Origin of the sequence: Flavobacterium cauense R2A-7, from assembly GCF_000498475.1 — a bacterium.
GTDB classification, from domain to species: Bacteria; Bacteroidota; Bacteroidia; order Flavobacteriales; family Flavobacteriaceae; genus Flavobacterium; species Flavobacterium cauense.
The window spans coordinates 118,554-135,565 of sequence record NZ_AVBI01000019.1 but is presented as its reverse complement, the minus strand read 5'-3'; the positions used below and the strand labels follow the sequence as shown (position 1 = coordinate 135,565).

Annotated in this window: 23 protein-coding genes; 19 read left to right on the top strand and 4 right to left on the bottom strand. The window is 38.2% G+C overall.

Features of this window, described 5'->3' with window-relative positions:
• Positions 1-13: 13 nt before the first annotated feature.
• Entirely contained in the window at positions 14-286 is a 273-nt protein-coding gene (locus tag FCR2A7T_RS10645) for a heavy metal-binding domain-containing protein (protein WP_023571297.1), read from the bottom strand.
• Between the two features lie 135 nt (positions 287-421).
• Here FCR2A7T_RS10645 and FCR2A7T_RS10640 point away from each other — a divergent pair, with 135 nt between their 5' ends.
• From FCR2A7T_RS10640 to FCR2A7T_RS10615, 6 genes are all read left to right on the top strand, one after another.
• Positions 422-1,540: a ligand-binding sensor domain-containing protein gene (locus tag FCR2A7T_RS10640; RefSeq protein ID WP_023571296.1), complete on the top strand. Its 1,119-nt coding sequence runs from the start codon at positions 422-424 to the stop codon at positions 1,538-1,540.
• 21 nt (positions 1,541-1,561) lie between these two features.
• Positions 1,562-1,945 carry a hypothetical protein gene (locus FCR2A7T_RS10635; RefSeq protein ID WP_051369550.1) on the top strand — a complete coding sequence of 128 codons (384 nt, stop codon included), beginning with the start codon at positions 1,562-1,564 and terminating at the stop codon, positions 1,943-1,945.
• Positions 1,946-2,053: 108 nt separating this feature from the next.
• Positions 2,054-2,587, top strand: a complete 534-nt coding sequence (locus FCR2A7T_RS10630) for an SRPBCC family protein (RefSeq protein ID WP_023571294.1) — start codon at positions 2,054-2,056, stop codon at positions 2,585-2,587.
• Positions 2,588-2,628: 41 nt separating this feature from the next.
• Positions 2,629-3,198 carry a DUF4256 domain-containing protein gene (locus FCR2A7T_RS10625; RefSeq protein WP_023571293.1) on the top strand — a complete coding sequence of 190 codons (570 nt, stop codon included), beginning with the start codon at positions 2,629-2,631 and terminating at the stop codon, positions 3,196-3,198.
• A 12-nt stretch (positions 3,199-3,210) separates the two neighbouring features.
• Positions 3,211-3,639, top strand: a complete 429-nt coding sequence (locus FCR2A7T_RS10620; RefSeq protein ID WP_023571292.1) for a DUF1801 domain-containing protein — start codon at positions 3,211-3,213, stop codon at positions 3,637-3,639.
• Positions 3,640-3,880: 241 nt separating this feature from the next.
• Complete coding sequence (locus FCR2A7T_RS10615) at positions 3,881-4,627, top strand: hypothetical protein (RefSeq protein ID WP_023571290.1); 747 nt, start codon at positions 3,881-3,883, stop codon at positions 4,625-4,627.
• Between the two features lie 376 nt (positions 4,628-5,003).
• Here the strand turns inward: FCR2A7T_RS10615 and FCR2A7T_RS10610 are convergent, their stop codons facing one another.
• Positions 5,004-5,405: a hypothetical protein gene (locus FCR2A7T_RS10610; RefSeq protein ID WP_023571289.1), complete on the bottom strand. Its 402-nt coding sequence runs from the start codon at positions 5,403-5,405 to the stop codon at positions 5,004-5,006.
• Between the two features lie 397 nt (positions 5,406-5,802).
• Between FCR2A7T_RS10610 and FCR2A7T_RS10605 the strand changes: the two genes are divergently transcribed.
• Both FCR2A7T_RS10605 and FCR2A7T_RS10600 read left to right on the top strand, forming a co-directional pair.
• Positions 5,803-6,414 carry an HD domain-containing protein gene (locus FCR2A7T_RS10605; RefSeq protein WP_023571288.1) on the top strand — a complete coding sequence of 204 codons (612 nt, stop codon included), beginning with the start codon at positions 5,803-5,805 and terminating at the stop codon, positions 6,412-6,414.
• 144 nt (positions 6,415-6,558) lie between these two features.
• Complete coding sequence (locus tag FCR2A7T_RS10600; protein WP_035118250.1) at positions 6,559-6,909, top strand: DUF2200 domain-containing protein; 351 nt, start codon at positions 6,559-6,561, stop codon at positions 6,907-6,909.
• Positions 6,910-6,981: 72 nt separating this feature from the next.
• On the opposite strand, the gene FCR2A7T_RS10595 is transcribed toward FCR2A7T_RS10600, so the two are convergent.
• Entirely contained in the window at positions 6,982-8,958 is a 1,977-nt protein-coding gene (locus FCR2A7T_RS10595) for an alpha-ketoacid dehydrogenase subunit alpha/beta (RefSeq protein ID WP_023571286.1), read from the bottom strand.
• A gap of 122 nt (positions 8,959-9,080) precedes the next feature.
• Between FCR2A7T_RS10595 and FCR2A7T_RS15220 the strand changes: the two genes are divergently transcribed.
• The 11 genes from FCR2A7T_RS15220 to FCR2A7T_RS10545 all read left to right on the top strand — a co-directional run bounded on the left by FCR2A7T_RS15220 (position 9,081) and on the right by FCR2A7T_RS10545 (position 16,170).
• A complete protein-coding gene (locus FCR2A7T_RS15220) occupies positions 9,081-9,242 on the top strand; it encodes a hypothetical protein (RefSeq protein ID WP_023571285.1) in 162 nt (53 codons plus the stop codon).
• A gap of 108 nt (positions 9,243-9,350) precedes the next feature.
• Positions 9,351-10,304, top strand: a complete 954-nt coding sequence (locus tag FCR2A7T_RS10590) for an isopenicillin N synthase family dioxygenase (protein ID WP_023571284.1) — start codon at positions 9,351-9,353, stop codon at positions 10,302-10,304.
• 142 nt (positions 10,305-10,446) lie between these two features.
• Positions 10,447-10,779 (top strand): translation initiation factor, encoded by a 333-nt coding sequence (locus FCR2A7T_RS10585; RefSeq protein WP_023571283.1) that lies wholly within the window; start codon positions 10,447-10,449, stop codon positions 10,777-10,779.
• A gap of 90 nt (positions 10,780-10,869) precedes the next feature.
• On the top strand, positions 10,870-11,742 hold the full coding sequence (locus tag FCR2A7T_RS10580) for a nucleoside phosphorylase (protein WP_023571282.1): 873 nt from the start codon (positions 10,870-10,872) through the stop codon (positions 11,740-11,742).
• Complete coding sequence (locus FCR2A7T_RS10575; RefSeq protein ID WP_023571281.1) at positions 11,743-12,120, top strand: VOC family protein; 378 nt, start codon at positions 11,743-11,745, stop codon at positions 12,118-12,120.
• Positions 12,121-12,648 carry a GNAT family N-acetyltransferase gene (locus FCR2A7T_RS10570; RefSeq protein WP_023571280.1) on the top strand — a complete coding sequence of 176 codons (528 nt, stop codon included), beginning with the start codon at positions 12,121-12,123 and terminating at the stop codon, positions 12,646-12,648. It abuts the gene before it with no gap.
• A complete protein-coding gene (locus tag FCR2A7T_RS10565) occupies positions 12,645-13,175 on the top strand; it encodes a GNAT family N-acetyltransferase (protein ID WP_035118248.1) in 531 nt (176 codons plus the stop codon). Before FCR2A7T_RS10570 ends, FCR2A7T_RS10565 begins: the two co-directional genes overlap by 4 nt.
• 4 nt (positions 13,176-13,179) lie before the next feature.
• Positions 13,180-14,025 carry a substrate-binding domain-containing protein gene (locus tag FCR2A7T_RS10560; RefSeq protein ID WP_023571278.1) on the top strand — a complete coding sequence of 282 codons (846 nt, stop codon included), beginning with the start codon at positions 13,180-13,182 and terminating at the stop codon, positions 14,023-14,025.
• A gap of 22 nt (positions 14,026-14,047) precedes the next feature.
• On the top strand, positions 14,048-14,980 hold the full coding sequence (locus FCR2A7T_RS10555) for a transglutaminase domain-containing protein (RefSeq protein ID WP_023571277.1): 933 nt from the start codon (positions 14,048-14,050) through the stop codon (positions 14,978-14,980).
• A gap of 42 nt (positions 14,981-15,022) precedes the next feature.
• Positions 15,023-15,610 (top strand): DUF3575 domain-containing protein, encoded by a 588-nt coding sequence (locus tag FCR2A7T_RS10550; protein ID WP_023571276.1) that lies wholly within the window; start codon positions 15,023-15,025, stop codon positions 15,608-15,610.
• 11 nt (positions 15,611-15,621) lie between these two features.
• Positions 15,622-16,170, top strand: a complete 549-nt coding sequence (locus tag FCR2A7T_RS10545) for a hypothetical protein (RefSeq protein ID WP_023571275.1) — start codon at positions 15,622-15,624, stop codon at positions 16,168-16,170.
• 126 nt (positions 16,171-16,296) lie between these two features.
• On the opposite strand, the gene ung is transcribed toward FCR2A7T_RS10545, so the two are convergent.
• Positions 16,297-16,968: a uracil-DNA glycosylase gene (gene ung, locus FCR2A7T_RS10540; protein WP_023571274.1), complete on the bottom strand. Its 672-nt coding sequence runs from the start codon at positions 16,966-16,968 to the stop codon at positions 16,297-16,299.
• Positions 16,969-17,012: the final 44 nt, after the last annotated feature.

Here is a 17,012-nt window from a genome sequence, read left to right as displayed (position 1 = left end):
AAATTAGCATCTGTTAATGCTCGTGCCCGTCGTGACCTTCTGCTTTTACTTCGGTCAAATCCATTTCACAAACAGGGCATTTTCCCGGTTTATCATAAGTTTTACCCTTCTCACAATCCATCGGACAGGCATAAGCCAATTGATGTGCTTCGTTTTCCTTGTTTTCAGGGGTAGTTTGTTCCGTAGTGGTTTGCGCTGGAGTAGTTTCGGGTGCCGTTTTTTTATCACAGGAAACAACTGTTAATACGGTCATCATAAAGGCTACGATTGCAATCGATTTTTTCATTTTCTCTTTTTTTTTTATAAATAAACAATGTTTTTAAGGATAAATAGAACTTCTCAAAGCTAAGGTTTTTCTCTTAATTTATTCGGTATATTTGTAATGATTGGCAACAAAATAATAACATTATTTAAAAAGAGTATGGCTTATACAAACACTCCATTACGACAGGCCGTAAATTTTTCACTTTTACTGTTTTGCTTCGCTTTTTCTTCCTGTGAAGGACAAAACAAATCCAAAAGCACAACAAACAGTCAGCCGGAGCAAAAAACAATTGAACCCGTTACTCTCTTACCTGGCAATCCGGCAACCGAAATCGACAAAAACATCCGCAGCATCTTTCAGGATAAAACCGGAACGTATTGGTTTGGCACCAACAACGCCGGAATATATCGTTACGATGGGGTAAAATTGACCCAATTTACCGATAAAGACGGACTGGCAAACAATCAGATTCAAAGCATTCAGGAAGACCGATTCGGAAACATTTGGTTGGGCACCGGTCTTTTCGGCGTTTGCAGGTTTAACGGACAAACCTTTACAACGTTTTCCAATCACCTCAACAACAATACTGCTAACATTTGGCAATCAGAACCCAACGATTTATGGTTCTATGCCGGCGCAGGTGTCTATCGTCTCAACAATAATGCACTCACCTACTTAACTTTTACAAAAACCGCTTACAATAGTAACGATCATAAAAATTCGCCTTACAAACTCAGCGCCCATGCAGTTTATTCTATTCTGAAAGACAAAAAAGGAAATGTATGGTTCGGAACCCAATCCCAAGGGGTTTGCAAATATGATGGAAAAGCACTGACCTGGTTCACAGAAAAAGGACTGAAAGGCCCTGCCGTACTCGCTTTATTCGAAGACAGCAAAGGAAACATCTGGTTTGGAAATAACGGCGCGGGTTTATTCCGCTATGACGGTAAAGCGCTAATCAATTTCACCGAAGAAAAAGGACTTGGCAATGCTGATTTCAGAGCAACAGGCAAATCCGGTCTGAACAACATCGCCAGAATTTATGCCATAAACGAAGACCACAACGGAACGCTTTGGATTGGAACCGTAGATGCCGGCGTTTGGTCCTATGATGGCAAAAAGCTAACCAATTACACCACGAAAGACGGACTAACAAGCAATGCCGTAAATACAATTTACAAGGATAAAAAAGGCGAACTTTGGTTTGGAACAGATGAAAACGGGATCTGCAAATTCAATGGTCATACTTTCACCGAATTTACCATACCCAAGTAATTAAATCTGAAAACTCACATCATGATAAAGTACTTTCTTTTATGGTTTCCCATGTTGTTCCTGGCCATACTAAACGGAACCGCGAGGGATTTATGGTATGTTAACTATTTAGGGGAACTCGCCGCCAGACAACTTTCAACGCTAACATTACTGTTGTTGTTCACGCTTTATTTTCTTGTGCTGTTTAAATATTCCTTAACCGTTTCCAACAGCGAAGCACTGTTCATTGGTGTTTTCTGGGTAATCCTTACCTTGGTTTTCGAGTTTGGTTTTGGCTTATACCGAGGAAATTCCTGGGCCGTATTAGTACAGGAATACAACATCGCTAAAGGAAAACTTTGGATTTTAATTCCCATCTGGGTAAGTATCGGTCCGTATTGCATAAACCGTCTTCTAAACAACTAAACTTGGTTTTAAACCCAATTCCGAAACACACTTCCCTACTTCGAAAATCAAATTTTCTTTCCAACTTTTCGATATATTTGTAAGTCACCCAAAATCAAAAAAACTACTATGGCAATCCTATTCACCATTTTACTTGTAATAATCGGCATCATAGCCTTACTCTTAGGTATAGCGCTTTTCATGAAAAAAGAGTATAATGCTCAATCAGAAATTATAATAAATGCCCCTCGGGAAAAGGTTTTTGATTATTTAAAACAGCTCAAAAATCAGGACAACTTCAACAAATGGGTAATGGTAGATCCCAACATGGAACGAAAATTTACAGGAACAGACGGCACCGTAGGCTTTATTTATGCATGGAAGGGAAACAAAAAAGCAAGCGAAGGCGAACAGGAAATCAAAACCCTTGAAGAAGGAAAACGTATTGCAACCGAAATTCGTTTCACCGGTTCTTTCATGGCAGTCGCTTATGCCGATTACATTCTGGAAACCGCAGCAAACAATCAAACGAAAGTGAAATGGAGCAACGCAAGCACCCTAAAATACCCAATGAATGTAATGATCCCGATGATAGAAAAAATGCTTCCGAAAGACATGAATATAAGCCTGATGAATTTAAAAACCATTCTGGAAAACCAATAATGTTGCACAGCAATAAACGATAATCATCAAACAATCATCGTATGGCAAAAGACAATAATAAAGCGTTAACGGCATCACAACAGGAAGCTCTGCTTACCATTTTGAAACTTCGTTTTGAAAAAAACAATGACCGACATGAAGGTTTAGATTGGACCGCCATTCAGGCAAAACTGGAAGCATCGCCCAAAAAACTATGGTCGCTCTATGAAATGGAAAGAACCGAAGGCGAACCGGATGTAATCGGTTACGATTCCAAAACCAACGAATATATTTTCTGCGATTGCTCGCCGGAAACACCAAAAGGCCGCCGAAGCATTTGCTATGATCAGGAAGCATTAGAAGCCCGAAAATTGCACAAACCGGCAGACAGCGCGATAAATATGGCTACTGCAATGGGTATCGAACTCTTAACCGAAGAACAATACCGAACGTTACAACAATTAGGAAATTTTGACCTCAAAACCTCAAGCTGGATTCAAACCCCTGCTCCCATCCGAAAATTAGGCGGTGCCCTGTTTTGCGATCGCCGTTACAATACGGTTTTTGTATATCATAATGGTGCAGATTCCTACTATGCCGTGAGAGGTTTTCGCGGAATGCTTAAAGTATAATTTCAGATAAAAATGGCAAAAAACAAAACGGCGCAAACCAACGAAAACGTAATTCAGTTCATAGAAACCTTCGCCACGTCCGAACAAAAAAAGCAGGACAGTTACACATTGCTCCAACTCATGCAGGAAGTTTCCGGTCACAAACCTAAAATGTGGGGACCAACCATCATCGGTTTCGGTTCCTATCATTACAAATACGAAAGCGGTCACGAAGGCGATGCTCCGCTACTTGGTTTTTCGCCCCGAAAAGCCGCCATTTCGCTCTATGTTTTTACCGGATTAAAAGAACACGAACCGTTTCTGGAAGGTTTAGGCAAATTCAAAATGGGGAAAGCTTGTATTTATGCCAACAAATTAGCCGATATTAACCTTGAGGTTCTGAAAAAACTAATGCAGGAGACTATTGCTTATATGAATAACAAGTACGGAAATCAGAAGTAATCCCCAAAACCGAAAATTCCATGGACAACAACCGATATCCTAACCAACAAACCAATTTTGAAACCTTCTTTACCCAAGCCACACAACACGGTTTAATTCCAACTCCTTGATTGAGCTAATCAACTGAAAAACAATTATTTATAATCATAAATAAAAGTTACAACCCACTTTAAACTCATTTTTTCTGTGTAAATTTGATTGGACAAAGCAACATCAAAAAAACAGTAAAAGCAGAGGAACCATGAAAAATGTAGCTTATCACTCAGAACTCAGAGCCCTACTGTCAATAAGAAATTTTAACAGCGCTTTAGAAAAGCACTATGCGCAAATGGTTCAGATAGAGCATAATCTGGAAGAATTAAACAAGCATGCTTTGGCGTTAATTGAAGTACACAGTACCCCCGAAGCGCAGGAAAAATGGAAAATGGGCTTAAAAGAAATGAACCATTCTTTAAAAGCAATTCACGAGATACTTAATACTGCAAAGGAAAAAGTCAAAAACCATGACCGGTCCGACTCCTCTACATTGTGGGAACAGTTTAGTCTGCATTTGAATACGTTGAAAGAAACGAATAAGAATCTGGAAAATCTGGGGTTTGAAATACTGCCTGAAAAAGAACACAAACATTGGGAAAAAGACATCTGTAATTTTGAAGACACTATTTTACCTTTACTGGTGTCGCACGCCGAAGCCTGTAAAACAGAACTGCAGTTGATGGAAAAATACACCCCTAAAGAAATCCACCAATTAACCCAGATACTGATAGCCCATATCCCTGAAAACTACAGCTTTGAAGAAGCAGATAAATATGAAAAAGAATATTTAAAAGCTTTTAAAATTTTCAAAAAAGAGTTTAAAGAAGAAAGAAATCTTTGGGACACTTTTTTAGACATCTTGGCGGGTGGAACCCATCAACCACCGTCTGAAAGAGTAATGCTCCAACGATGGATTGAGGGCGAAAGAGGGGATTTAAAAGCAAATTTGTGATTCCCTTTTACTTTTAAAGATTGCCTAAGTGACGACTAAACCTAAACAAAATCGGCTTCGAGTGCCTCAGCCACCATACACCCCACAGAATAATAAAGCCATATCAAAGCCATGGTAAAGTCATGCTTACTCCATGCTTACTCCATGCTTACTCCATGCTTACTCCATGGTAAAGCCATGGTAACGTCATGCAAGCCTTATGAAGAAAGTGATACGGGTTCATCAAAAAAGTGGCTTCGAGAGCCTCAGCCACCGGAAAAACAAGAGCCTGCCTTAGAGAACCTCAGGCACCGAAAAAACGAAAACCTCAGGCACCGGAGGGCACAAAGTTTGGCAATAATGCATATCAAGACAAAAGAAACAGGGAAAAGGAAACTTACTTCCCTATTCCCCGCATCAGTTCTCTAATTCGCTCCGCTTCGGTAAATTCAAAGTTTTGCAAAGCAGTATCTTTTTGCTTCGCGTAGTCTTCTAATAGTTTAGCATATTCCTCTTTCTTAATTTTTTGAAAGATATCGTAATAGGTGTCTTCAAATTGAAGCAGGAACATAAAAAGGCTTTTCTCTTCGAAATCGTTTAAATCACCGTTTCTAAAAATTGTTTTCAGCTTCTCAACTGCCGATTCAATTACAGCTCTTTTTTGCTTTATCAAGATGTTTATATCAGCAGCACTTTCATATTTCTGATTTTTAACCAAAGCTTCTTTTTGTTCTTCCAAAGCAATAATTTCCAATTGTAAGCTGAGAACACTTTTCTTAATTTCTATAAATTGATTCATAAGGGTTGGAATGTTTTAAGTGGTTATTTAAGTGTTAAACCATTAATAGTTTTAAATTGCTGTTGGCAGAAGTACTTAGTTTTTAATTACAATTCAACAAACCTATAAATAAAAAAACACCTACACAATCACCAAATCTAGTGATTTTTAAAAGCTTTTGAGGGTATGGCTTCGAGAGCCTGCCTTCGAGAGCCTCAGGCACCGGAAAGAACGAGAACTGCAACCAAAGAGCAAAACAGCCATAATTAACAGATCGCATGATGAAGTGCCATTTCGATAGCTTTATTGCTGTTAACCCACACGCTGTTCTTCTTTCGTTTTCATAAAAACCCAAAAGCAATAGTATAATTATTTTACGCTATAAAAAAAGAACGTTATTTTTGATAAAACTACACCAATGGAAGTACAACAATTGTTTATCGAACTGCTTGCTAAAATCGGTTTTACCGCTGATGCTGCCATGATTCGATGGAACGAACTTCAAAAAGCCTATTCGCATAAATCAAGACATTATCATAATCTGACGCATTTGCAAGAGATGATTTATTGTTTCGAAAAGTATAAAACGGAGCTTCAGTTTCCCGATGAGGTACTATACGCTATTTTCTATCACGATTATGTTTACAACAGTTCCCGAAAAGACAACGAACTGAAAAGCGCTGAGTTTGCCGTCAGAATTCTGCCTGAAAATGCAATCATTGATAAAAAGGTAGTTTTCGACCTGATAATGGCAACCAAAAACCATGAGCCAAAAAATACAGAAGATGAAAAATGGTTCATCGATTTCGATCTGAAGATACTGTCGAAAGACTGGGAAGCTTATAAAACTTATTTTAAGCAAATACGAAAAGAATACAGCATCTATCCTGATTTCCTTTACAATCCTGGGCGTAAAAAAGCATTGCAACACTTTCTGGAACACGAAAACATCTATCAAACCGAAACATTCCGAAAGCTATACGAAGAACAGGCAAAAATGAACATTCAAAAGGAAATTGATTTACTCTAGCAGAGCATCTATAGGCAAAGAATAAATAGCTCCCGCAAATAAACGGCACATGCAACTGAATATGCTAACGGATTACGGAAAACCAAAACCCGTCTTTCCTTTTCCAATTTATTCCCTATTTTTACACTACCCAAAAGCAGCATTATGGATTTCTCTAAAGTATATAAAATGGCGTTTGCAAGTGTCTATCCGCACTACATCAACAAAGCCGAAAAGAAAGGACGTACTCAGGCAGAAGTACACGAAATCATCTTTTGGCTAACCGGTTACGATGAGCAAAAACTGCAACAACATCTTGAAGACAAAACCAATTTTGAAGATTTCTTTAACAACGCTCCGCAAATCAACCCGAATGCGGCTAAAATTACCGGGGTAATCTGCGGCTATCGTGTGGAAGACATTGAAGACAAACTCATGCAGCAAATACGCTATTTAGACAAGCTGATTGACGAATTAGCCAAAGGAAAAGCTATGGAGAAGATTTTGAGACAGTAATACATTTAAAAACAATAAAAAAGCCGTTTCGTTGATTAAAACGAAACAGCTTTTTCTATATAAATTAAAATCTTAGTATTTCAACAATTCCAATAACTCGGTTTCAAAGCGTTGTTTCGGTAAATACTGATCTTCCAACGACTTCATAAACGGAATGGCTGATTCCAAACTTCCCACTCGGCGAACCGGAGCATCAAGGTATTCGAAACAGTTTTCCATAATCATTGCCGAAATATCACTCGCTACACCACCAAACAACGTATCTTCCTGAAGAATGATTACGCGGCTGGTTTTCTTAACCGAAGCATAGATTGTTTCCAAATCCAACGGCTGAAGTGTTCTTAAATCAATCAAATCGGCTTTAATTTCCGGATGCTTTCCTAAAGTTTCCAAAGCCCAGTGAACTCCTGCTCCAAAAGAGATAACAGTAACATCTTCTCCTTCTTTAATCATCGCCGCTTTTCCGAAAGGAATCGTGTAATAATCTTTAGGCACATCCTGATAAACGCTTCTGTACAATTGTTTGTGCTCGAAGAACATCACCGGATTCGGATCATTAATCGCTGTAGCCAACAATCCTTTTGCATCATAAGGGAATGCCGGATAAACTACTTTTAACCCTGGAGTTTTGGTAAACCATGCCTCATTGGTTTGGGAGTGAAAGGGTCCTGCCTGAGTACCGCCACCGCAAGGCATACGCACTACCACATCGGAATTCTCCTGCCAACGGTAATGTTGTTTTGCCAATAAATTCACAATCGGGTTAAATCCTGTCGACACGAAATCAGCAAACTGCATTTCCACAACCGCTTTATGTCCGTTAATCGACAAACCGTTAGCCGCAGAAACCACAGCACTTTCACAGATTGGCGTATTGCGTACACGTTCTTTTCCAAACTGCGCTACAAATCCATCCGTAATTTTAAATGCTCCTCCGTATTCTGCGATATCCTGACCCATGATTACCAAATTCTCATGACGCTCCATCGATTGGCGCAAACCGTTTGAAATCGCATCAATCACACGAATATTCTCTACTTCATCAGAATGGTTGAATTCTTCATATTCCCACGGACGGTAAACATCGTTTAATTCTTCATGCAAATCGGCCACAATTTCAGGCTCTTCCTGAACTTTTGCCCAATCAGTATCGATTTCTTTCTTTATTTCCGCACGGAAAGCCTCATCTTGTTCATCAGATAAAACCGCTGTAGCTTTTAAATAGTTTCTGTAATTCTCCACAGGATCTTTAATAGCCCACATGTCCATCAATTCCTGAGGAACGTATTTCGTACCACTCGCCTCTTCGTGTCCACGCATACGGAACGTTTTGAATTCCAACAACACCGGACGCGGGTTCTCAACCATAGACGCTTTCAATTCAGAAATAAGGTTTACCACTTCCAAAATATTATTTCCGTCTACCACATGGCTTTCCATTCCGTAACCTACGCCTTTATCGGCAAGGTTTTCGCAACGGTATTGCTCGTTGGTTGGCGTGGATAATCCGTAGCCGTTATTTTCGATTACGAATAACACCGGTAAATCCCAAACCGAAGCAATATTCAACGCTTCGTGGAAATCACCTTCAGAAGTTGCTCCTTCTCCGGTGAAAACTGCGGTTACTTTTCCGTTTTTCTTTAATTTATTGGCTAATGCGATTCCGTCTGCAATTCCCAACTGCGGACCAAGATGCGATATCATTCCGATAATCTTATATTCCTGAGTACCAAAGTGGAACGAACGGTCACGTCCTTTTGTGAATCCGTTTCTTTTTCCCTGCCATTGTGAAAACAAACGGTGCAAAGGAATCTCTCTTGTAGTGAACACACCTAAATTACGGTGCATCGGTAAAATGTATTCGTCTTTATCCAAAACAGAAGTAATTCCCACAGAAATTGCCTCCTGCCCGATTCCGGAGAACCATTTGGAAACCTTTCCCTGACGGATAAGGATTAGCATTTTCTCCTCAATCAGTCTTGGCTTAAGTAAGCTTTTATATAAATCTAATAATTGTTCGTTGGATAGATTCTTTCTCTCGAAGTTCATTGTATTTTGGTTTATAAAACGCTGTCAAAATTAAGAATAAAAACAACGTCAATTCGTTAAATTATAACAAAATAGTAACTAACTTTAAGTAATCCTAACAAGAACCAAATAATCGTTTTAAAATGAGTCATTTAGACAAAAAATCAGATTCAAAAAACAAAACAGAACTTCCTGAGAATGCTTCACCGGTTTGCTATTTGGAAAACCCTGAGCTACGACCGGAATACCGTATCGATAAAGAAACCCAGAATCAAAAAACCACAAACTCAAACCCTGAAAAGTGAATTTTAAGGATTGTTTACAACTTTATTATTTTTATCCAGAAATTATTCTCTACATTTGTTTTTATAATGGTTTTATACCGAAAAAGTTATTAACAAAAACTAAGTACAATGCAAAACATTCCTAGTGTTGACTTACGTGATTTCCTGTCGGGTGACCCGGCACGTAAACAAAAATTTGTAAATGAAATCGGAAAAGCCTACGAAGAAATCGGATTCGTAGCATTAAAAGGTCATTTTTTAGATGACAAATTAGTTGATGAACTTTATGGTGAAGTTCGTAATTTCTTCAACCTTCCTTTAGAGGTGAAAAGCAAATACGAAATCCCGGGCATCGGCGGACAAAGAGGTTATGTTTCTTTTGGTAAAGAACATGCGAAAGGCCGCTCAGCCGGTGACTTAAAAGAATTCTGGCATTTCGGCCAGTATGTTAGCAAAGATTCTAAATATACTGACGAATATCCGGACAACGTTACTGTTGAAGAATTACCAAAATTTAATGCCGTTGGAAAAGAAGCCTACCAAATGCTTGAAAAAACAGGTGTTTATGTGTTGAGAGCTTTGGCAATTTACATCGGATTGGATGAGTTCTACTTTGATAAATTCATCAAAGACGGAAACAGTATTTTAAGACCAATTCACTATCCTCCGATTACAGATGAACCTAAAGACGGCGCTGTTCGTGCTGCTGCTCATGGCGACATCAACCTTATCACGCTTTTAATGGGTGCTCAGGGTAAAGGATTACAGGTTCAAAACCATGACGGACAATGGATTGACGCCATTGCGCAACCGGACGAATTGGTAATCAATGTGGGTGATATGTTATCGCGTCACACCAACAATAAATTAAAATCGACCATTCACCAGGTTGTGAATCCGCCAAGAGAATTGTGGGGTACTTCGCGTTATTCCATTCCGTTCTTTATGCACCCGGTTGGCGATATGCCGCTAAACTGCTTAGAAAACTGTATCGATGCGGATCACCCTAAATTGTACGATGATATTACCGCAGGTGATTTCTTATACGAACGTTTGGTAGACTTAGGATTAATTAAAAAATAATCCCTAAATTTATACTCTTATAAAAAAGACATTGAGTTTTATGCTTGATGTCTTTTTGATTTATTAAAAGCTCCTTAGCTTCTGTGGTATAAAGAAAAAACTCAGTTACTTAGCCACTTAGTAACTCAGCAACTCAAATAAAATGGATTTACAAGACCAATTAAAAAACCTGTTCCCTGATCATGTTCCTTCCAATGAACCGGAAGGAACTCAAAATGAAGAACATACGCTTTTCATACAAAAAGAACCCATGATTTGTAAGTATGAAAAACGAAAAGGAAAAGCAACCACAATAATCGAAGGATACGAAGGCGATGTTGAAGATTTTAAACTTTTAGCCAAAGAAATTAAGACAAAACTTAGTGTTGGCGGAAGCTTCAAAGACGATTCTATCATTATTCAGGGCGATTATCGTGATAAAATAATGGAAATTCTTAAAGAAAAAGGATTCAAGGTAAAACGCGTTGGCGGATGATTCATACATAGGTTTACAATCTCAACAGCAACTGAGCCACTAATAAACACACGACTAAGTAACTCAGAAACTAAGTAACTCAAAAAAATTATGGCAAATATAAAATCATCAGAATTAATATTAAACCCGGACGGAAGTGTTTATCACTTAAACCTGAAACCGGAACATATTGCACACGACATCATTTTTGTTGGCGATCAAAACCGTGTGGAGAAAATCACACAATTCTTTGACAACATCGAATTTTCCACCCAAAAACGCGAATTCAAAACGCAAACCGGAACTTATAAAGGCAAACGTTTAACGGTAATGTCTACCGGAATCGGGCCGGACAACATTGATATTGTTATGAACGAATTGGATGCGTTGGTTAACATTGATTTGGTAACACGCCAGCCTAAAAAAGAGCTGACTTCGTTAAACATTATCCGCATCGGAACTTCCGGTTCGTTACAGGCTGATATTCCGGTGGACAGTATTGTAATGTCGGAATACGGATTAGGATTGGACAACATGCTTCGCTCCTACGTCATCGATTCGATTACCGATTCGGAAATTGAAGACGCTTTTATCAGCCACACCAATTGGGACATGAAAAAAGGAAGACCTTATGTGGTAAAAGGAAGTGAAAAATTAATGAACCTTATCGGAAGTGATTCCATAAACAAAGGATTTACAGGAACTGCCGGAGGTTTTTACGGACCACAAGGACGTGTATTACGCTTGGCAATTCAGGATAGTGATTTGAATGCAAAAATGGACAGTTTCAATTACAAAGGCACCCGCATGACCAATCTGGAAATGGAAACCGGAGCGATTTACGGTTTGGGCAAACTTCTTGGTCACGAAACATTATCCATGAATGCTATTATTGCCAACCGGGCGAACGGAACCTTTAGCGAAGATCCGTACAAAGCGGTAGACGAACTGATTGTATATGTTTTGAATAAATTAGCGAACTAAATGAAATTAAGGGTTGCCAGACATACAGATGACTTGGAGAAAATCAAAACATTCTATAGTGATGTTTTAGGTTTTGAGTTACTCGGAAGTTTTGAAAATCACGATAATTACGACGGAATTTTCATTGGCAAACCGAGTTTGGACTGGCATTTCGAATTCACAAAATCGGATAAAAAAGCCCATCACTTTTCTGATGAAGATGATAACATTGTTTTATATCCGGAAACTATTTCAGATTATAATAAATTGATTAATAATTTAATAAGGCGAAATATTTCAACAATTGCTTCATCAAATCCATATTGGAATGAAAACGGTAAAACGATTCTCGATCCGGATGGATTCCGAATTATTATTTCAAATCTAAAAGCCATTTAAGTGAATATTAAAATTGAAACCGAACGCCTGATTTTAAGACCGATTATTCCTTCCGATGCTGAAGGAATGTTTATATTGGACAGTAATCCAAACGTACACACCTATTTGGGAAACAATCCCATAAAATCAATCGATGAGGCCAAGGGTTATATAGAAAATATTCAAAATCAGTACATCCAAAACGGTACGGGAAGATTTGCCGTTGTATTGAAAGATACTAATGAATTTATCGGTTGGGCTGGCATAAAATTACTGACAGAACCCGAAAACAACCATGTTAACGTTTATGAAATCGGTTACAGATTACAGGAACCGCATTGGGGAAAAGGTTATGGCAGTGAAGCCGCAAAAGCCTGGCTGGAGTATGGTTTTACCGAAATGAAAATTCAAAAAATGTATGCTTCCGTAAACAAAGAAAATGCCGCGTCAAAACGAATTCTTGAAAAATTAGGAATGCAAATAACGTCTGAATTTTTATGGAACGATATTCCGTGTTATTGGCTTGAAATGGAAAACAACAAATTATGAAAATCATCATAGAAACCGAACGTTTACTATTACGTGAATTACTTCCTTCCGATAAAGAAGGAATTTTTCATTTAGATTCTGATATGGATGTGCATGAATTCTTGGGCAAAAATCCGATCAAAACCATTGAAGAGGCTCAAAATGTTATTGATTTCGTCCGACTTCAGTATCAGGAAAACGGTATCGGGCGATGGGCGGTTTTATTAAAAGAAAATCACGAATTCATCGGTTGGGCTGGTCTAAAACTTGTAAAAGAAGAAATTAACGGACACCAAAATTTTTACGATTTAGGCTATCGTTTCATCAAGAGTTTCTGGCAAAAAGGCTATGGTTATGAAGCTGCAAAAGCCTGTCTGGATTATGCTTTCAACGTTATGCATCTCGAAAACGTTTATGCCCACGCGATGGTTGGAAACGAAGGTTCAAAAAGGATTTTAGAAAAAATTGGCATGAAAAACACAGGCACTTTCTTTCATGAAGAGGATGAATGTGTTTGGTTTGAAATAAATAAAAAAGATTATTATTAATAATATGAAAACAGTAAGAATAGCAGGCGTTCCCGAACATTTCAATCTCCCATGGCACTTGTGTATCGAAAACGGCGAGTTTGACGAAGTAGACATTGATTTACAATGGACCGACGTTCCGGAAGGCACCGGAAAAATGTGTCAACTGCTTCGTGAAGGCGAAACCGATATGGCGGTAATTCTAACCGAAGGAATCATAAAAGATATCGCGGGCGGAAACGAATCGTCAATTGTTCAGGTTTACGTGCAATCGCCTTTAATTTGGGGAATTCACGTGGATGCTAGATCGGATTATCAACAATTATCGGATCTGGAAAACAAAAAAGTCGCAATTAGTCGTATCGGTTCCGGTTCGCATTTAATGGCGATTGTGAATGCCAAAAACCAAAATTGGAATACACAAAATCTGCAATTTGAAATCGTAAATACCATAGATGGCGCAGTAGATGCCTTGTCAAACGGAACTGCCGATTATTTCATGTGGGAACGTTTTATGACAAAACCATTGGTAGACAACGGAACTTTCAGAAGAATTGCCGACTGCCCTACTCCGTGGCCGTGTTTCGTAATAGCAGTTCGCAACGAATTCCTGAAAAACAACAAACACATTGTGGAACAGATTTTGGAAATCATTAACAATACCACAACTGAGTTTAAATATATCCCGAGTATTGACAGGACATTAGCATCTAAATACAACCAAAAACTAGAAGATATACAGGAATGGTTAAAACTCACGCGCTGGTCGCAAAAGAAATTAGACAAACTAACCTTCGATAAAGTACAAAACCAATTATTTGAATTAAATTTGATTGCTAAAAAAGCAGATTACGAAACGGTAATAAAATAAAAAAGCAGCAGGAAACACAGTAATGATTCCAGAAATCCCTCCAAAACTCAAAATAGTTCGAGACAAGCTTTCATTACCAAAGCCTTGGGATACTGTTGTTATTTTTCTGTTGAATATTTTAATCGCCATTCCTGTTTTTATCATCGCGCATCAAAATTTAATCAATCCGGAATGGTGGCTGCATTTAGACCGGGTTCTTTTATTTCTAATCATACTTATTGTTATTCAATTGATATTAAGGCTGTTAAAAACCGTAATCATCATTTGCATTTTTCTATACCTGATTGCTCTCGTATGGGGAACCCTTTTTGGAAAATACGGATTCAATGCCGTGTTTGAAGACTACCGCTCGATGGTTTACACTATGGCAGACGACCCTAATCCTCAAGACATTATCATTTCAAAATTACTTCCTTTTCCTAACAAGGGAAAAATTATCGATGCCGTAAATTTTGACAATCCTAAAGTCCGAAATTTTGCCTTAATGGCTACCACAAAGCATTTTACAAACGTAAAAGGTTTTCGAGAATACCGTCAGATCATTCAGTGTTTCGCCGTTTTTACTGAAGTACGAAACCGTTGGAATTACGTAAACGACCCAAAAGGAAAAGAATACATTGCCTACGCCAGTGAATCGTTACAGCATTTTTCGGGTGATTGTGATGATCATGCCATTTTGATGTCGGCACTTGTAAGAGCAGTCGGTGGCACTCCGCGTATCATTCACACCGGAGGACATTTGTATCCCGAAATGTTAATTGGTAATAAATCGGATCTGGAAAACATCAACTACCTTATCAAAGAAGTGCTTTTTAAAGAAGAAAGCCGTGGCAAAGAAGTCCATTACCATATTGATGAACGCGGGCAAATCTGGCTGAATCTGGATTATACAGCCAAATATCCCGGCGGCCCTTTTATGAGTGAAGAAATTCTGGGAGCGCTTACCTTCAATTAAGCAACCTTTTACTATATTTACCATCATTAATAAAAAACATTTATGAAAAAACTAGCTTTTTTAGCGACAGTACTTTTTTTCCAGTTTACTCATGCTCAGGATTCCACAGCGGTGGAAACAGTAAGTCCGATTACACTTAAAAAAAACGAAATTAAAATCGATGTGCTTACTTTAATTGCACGATCCCGATTTCATGTAAGTTATGAACGTTTTTTAAACAAGGATTTTTCTGTGGGATTAAGCGCAAGTATAACCAAAAGCAACAAAAAAGAAGACGATTTTGAAAACGGCTTTAATAAAACACTTCCGCAATATGAAGCCAATCCCTTCGTTCGCTATTCGTTATCCAAAAGTGCCGTAAGCTATTATTTTATCGAAGGTTTTTTATCCGTTAATGGTGGAAAATACAAAGAATTACAACGATTGGAAGAAGGAGGAACCGCTTATTGGACAGCCGTTGAAAAGAATTATACGGATTTAGCCATCGGTGGTGCTTTAGGGTACAAACTATACATTAAGGAAAAATTCGGAATTGAATTGTTCGTTGGTGTGGGCAGAAACATTATAAACACAGACATCAGTCCGAAATACGTACAGCGTGTTGGGGCTAATTTCGGATATCGATTTTAAAAACATAAACAATGAAAAATATAAAACTATACATACTAGCTGTTTTAGGAATATTGACCTTAGTTTCATGCAAAACAGATGATGAATTTTACAATGCTGTGTACATCACGGTTCCGGATTTAATTACGATAGACACCCCAGCCAGTTATACTGTGGGCGATAATCTATCGTTTCATACCGATTTTTCGAGATACCAGCAAGAAGACGGAATGACTACTCTTTTAGACATTTACAAAACCAGCGAGGCCAACTCCTTCGGGTTTGCTTACCGTCTTGAAAAAGAAACCGCTCCGGATGTATGGACTTCCGTACTGTTAAATGAAGACGAGTACAGCGTTGCCGATGCGATTTATCAATCCGGTACGATGACTTACAAATGTGATAAAAGCATACCTCTGACTTCCGCAGGGGAATACCGCTTGAGTTTTGGTGAAAGTTATACCGGAATCCAATCAACAGATTTGATTTCAAGAAATCCTACCAATAAAACCGCGGTAAGAATTACGACGAATGCAAATAATTTAGATACTCAGGGATATTATTATTTTACGGTTAATTAATATCCAAAAGTTTTTATATAAAAATGTCTTTTGTCATTCCAACTAAGGAGGAATCCTATTAATTTTAAATTTATTTTTTACGATTCCTCCTTCCTTGGAATGACAACTTTTTTTGACTGTTTTTTATTACCAAATAATTTCCGGACTCCCTTTTTCTTTCAGAAAATCGTTGGTTTTTATAAAATGATTGTTCCCAAACCAGAAACCACGGTTAGCACTCAACGGCGAAGGATGTCCGGATTCCAAGACCAAATGTTTGTTCCTGTCGATTTTAGCACCTTTTTTCAATGCAAACCCACCCCAAAGTAAAAAAACCACATTCTTTTTTTCTTCAGATATTTTTTGAATCACGGCATCCGTAAACAGATTCCATTTTAAATGCTTGTGACTGTTAGCCATGTCTTTACGAACCGTTAATCCTGCGTTCAAGAGCAATATACCTTGATCGGCCCAACGTTCTAAATTTCCTGAGGTTGGAAAAAACACACGGTCAAATTCAGTATTGATTTCGGTAAAAATATTTTTTAACGATGGCGGAATTGCTACACCATCATTCACTGAAAAACACAAACCGTTGGCCTCCCCTTCGCCATGATAAGGATCTTGCCCAATTATAACAACCTTTACAGCGTCTAATCCACAATGTTTAAAAGCATTAAAAATCAATTCCTTTGGAGGATAGCAGATTCCGTTCCGATATTCTTCATCCACAGCATCAATCAGTTTAGGAAAATAGTCTTTCTCAGATTCGGCTTTAAAAAAAGGTTGCCATGAAGGATGTGTGTTTTCAGTAAACATTTGCTAATTTTTTACAAATATAAACACTTTGATTCTTCACTACT

Bases quoted from the DNA above. Each gene is read 5' to 3' on its own strand.
- FCR2A7T_RS10645 (WP_023571297.1), bottom strand. From the start codon at position 286: ATGAAAAAATCGATTGCAATCGTAGCCTTTATGATGACCGTATTAACA.
- FCR2A7T_RS10640 (WP_023571296.1), top strand. From the start codon at position 422: ATGGCTTATACAAACACTCCATTACGACAGGCCGTAAATTTTTCACTT.
- FCR2A7T_RS10635 (WP_051369550.1), top strand. From the start codon at position 1,562: ATGATAAAGTACTTTCTTTTATGGTTTCCCATGTTGTTCCTGGCCATA.
- FCR2A7T_RS10630 (WP_023571294.1), top strand. From the start codon at position 2,054: ATGGCAATCCTATTCACCATTTTACTTGTAATAATCGGCATCATAGCC.
- FCR2A7T_RS10625 (WP_023571293.1), top strand. From the start codon at position 2,629: ATGGCAAAAGACAATAATAAAGCGTTAACGGCATCACAACAGGAAGCT.
- FCR2A7T_RS10620 (WP_023571292.1), top strand. From the start codon at position 3,211: ATGGCAAAAAACAAAACGGCGCAAACCAACGAAAACGTAATTCAGTTC.
- FCR2A7T_RS10615 (WP_023571290.1), top strand. From the start codon at position 3,881: ATGAAAAATGTAGCTTATCACTCAGAACTCAGAGCCCTACTGTCAATA.
- FCR2A7T_RS10610 (WP_023571289.1), bottom strand. From the start codon at position 5,405: ATGAATCAATTTATAGAAATTAAGAAAAGTGTTCTCAGCTTACAATTG.
- FCR2A7T_RS10605 (WP_023571288.1), top strand. From the start codon at position 5,803: ATGGAAGTACAACAATTGTTTATCGAACTGCTTGCTAAAATCGGTTTT.
- FCR2A7T_RS10600 (WP_035118250.1), top strand. From the start codon at position 6,559: ATGGATTTCTCTAAAGTATATAAAATGGCGTTTGCAAGTGTCTATCCG.
- FCR2A7T_RS10595 (WP_023571286.1), bottom strand. From the start codon at position 8,958: ATGAACTTCGAGAGAAAGAATCTATCCAACGAACAATTATTAGATTTA.
- FCR2A7T_RS15220 (WP_023571285.1), top strand. From the start codon at position 9,081: ATGAGTCATTTAGACAAAAAATCAGATTCAAAAAACAAAACAGAACTT.
- FCR2A7T_RS10590 (WP_023571284.1), top strand. From the start codon at position 9,351: ATGCAAAACATTCCTAGTGTTGACTTACGTGATTTCCTGTCGGGTGAC.
- FCR2A7T_RS10585 (WP_023571283.1), top strand. From the start codon at position 10,447: ATGGATTTACAAGACCAATTAAAAAACCTGTTCCCTGATCATGTTCCT.
- FCR2A7T_RS10580 (WP_023571282.1), top strand. From the start codon at position 10,870: ATGGCAAATATAAAATCATCAGAATTAATATTAAACCCGGACGGAAGT.
- FCR2A7T_RS10575 (WP_023571281.1), top strand. From the start codon at position 11,743: ATGAAATTAAGGGTTGCCAGACATACAGATGACTTGGAGAAAATCAAA.
- FCR2A7T_RS10565 (WP_035118248.1), top strand. From the start codon at position 12,645: ATGAAAATCATCATAGAAACCGAACGTTTACTATTACGTGAATTACTT.
- FCR2A7T_RS10560 (WP_023571278.1), top strand. From the start codon at position 13,180: ATGAAAACAGTAAGAATAGCAGGCGTTCCCGAACATTTCAATCTCCCA.
- FCR2A7T_RS10555 (WP_023571277.1), top strand. From the start codon at position 14,048: ATGATTCCAGAAATCCCTCCAAAACTCAAAATAGTTCGAGACAAGCTT.
- FCR2A7T_RS10550 (WP_023571276.1), top strand. From the start codon at position 15,023: ATGAAAAAACTAGCTTTTTTAGCGACAGTACTTTTTTTCCAGTTTACT.
- FCR2A7T_RS10545 (WP_023571275.1), top strand. From the start codon at position 15,622: ATGAAAAATATAAAACTATACATACTAGCTGTTTTAGGAATATTGACC.
- ung (WP_023571274.1), bottom strand. From the start codon at position 16,968: ATGTTTACTGAAAACACACATCCTTCATGGCAACCTTTTTTTAAAGCC.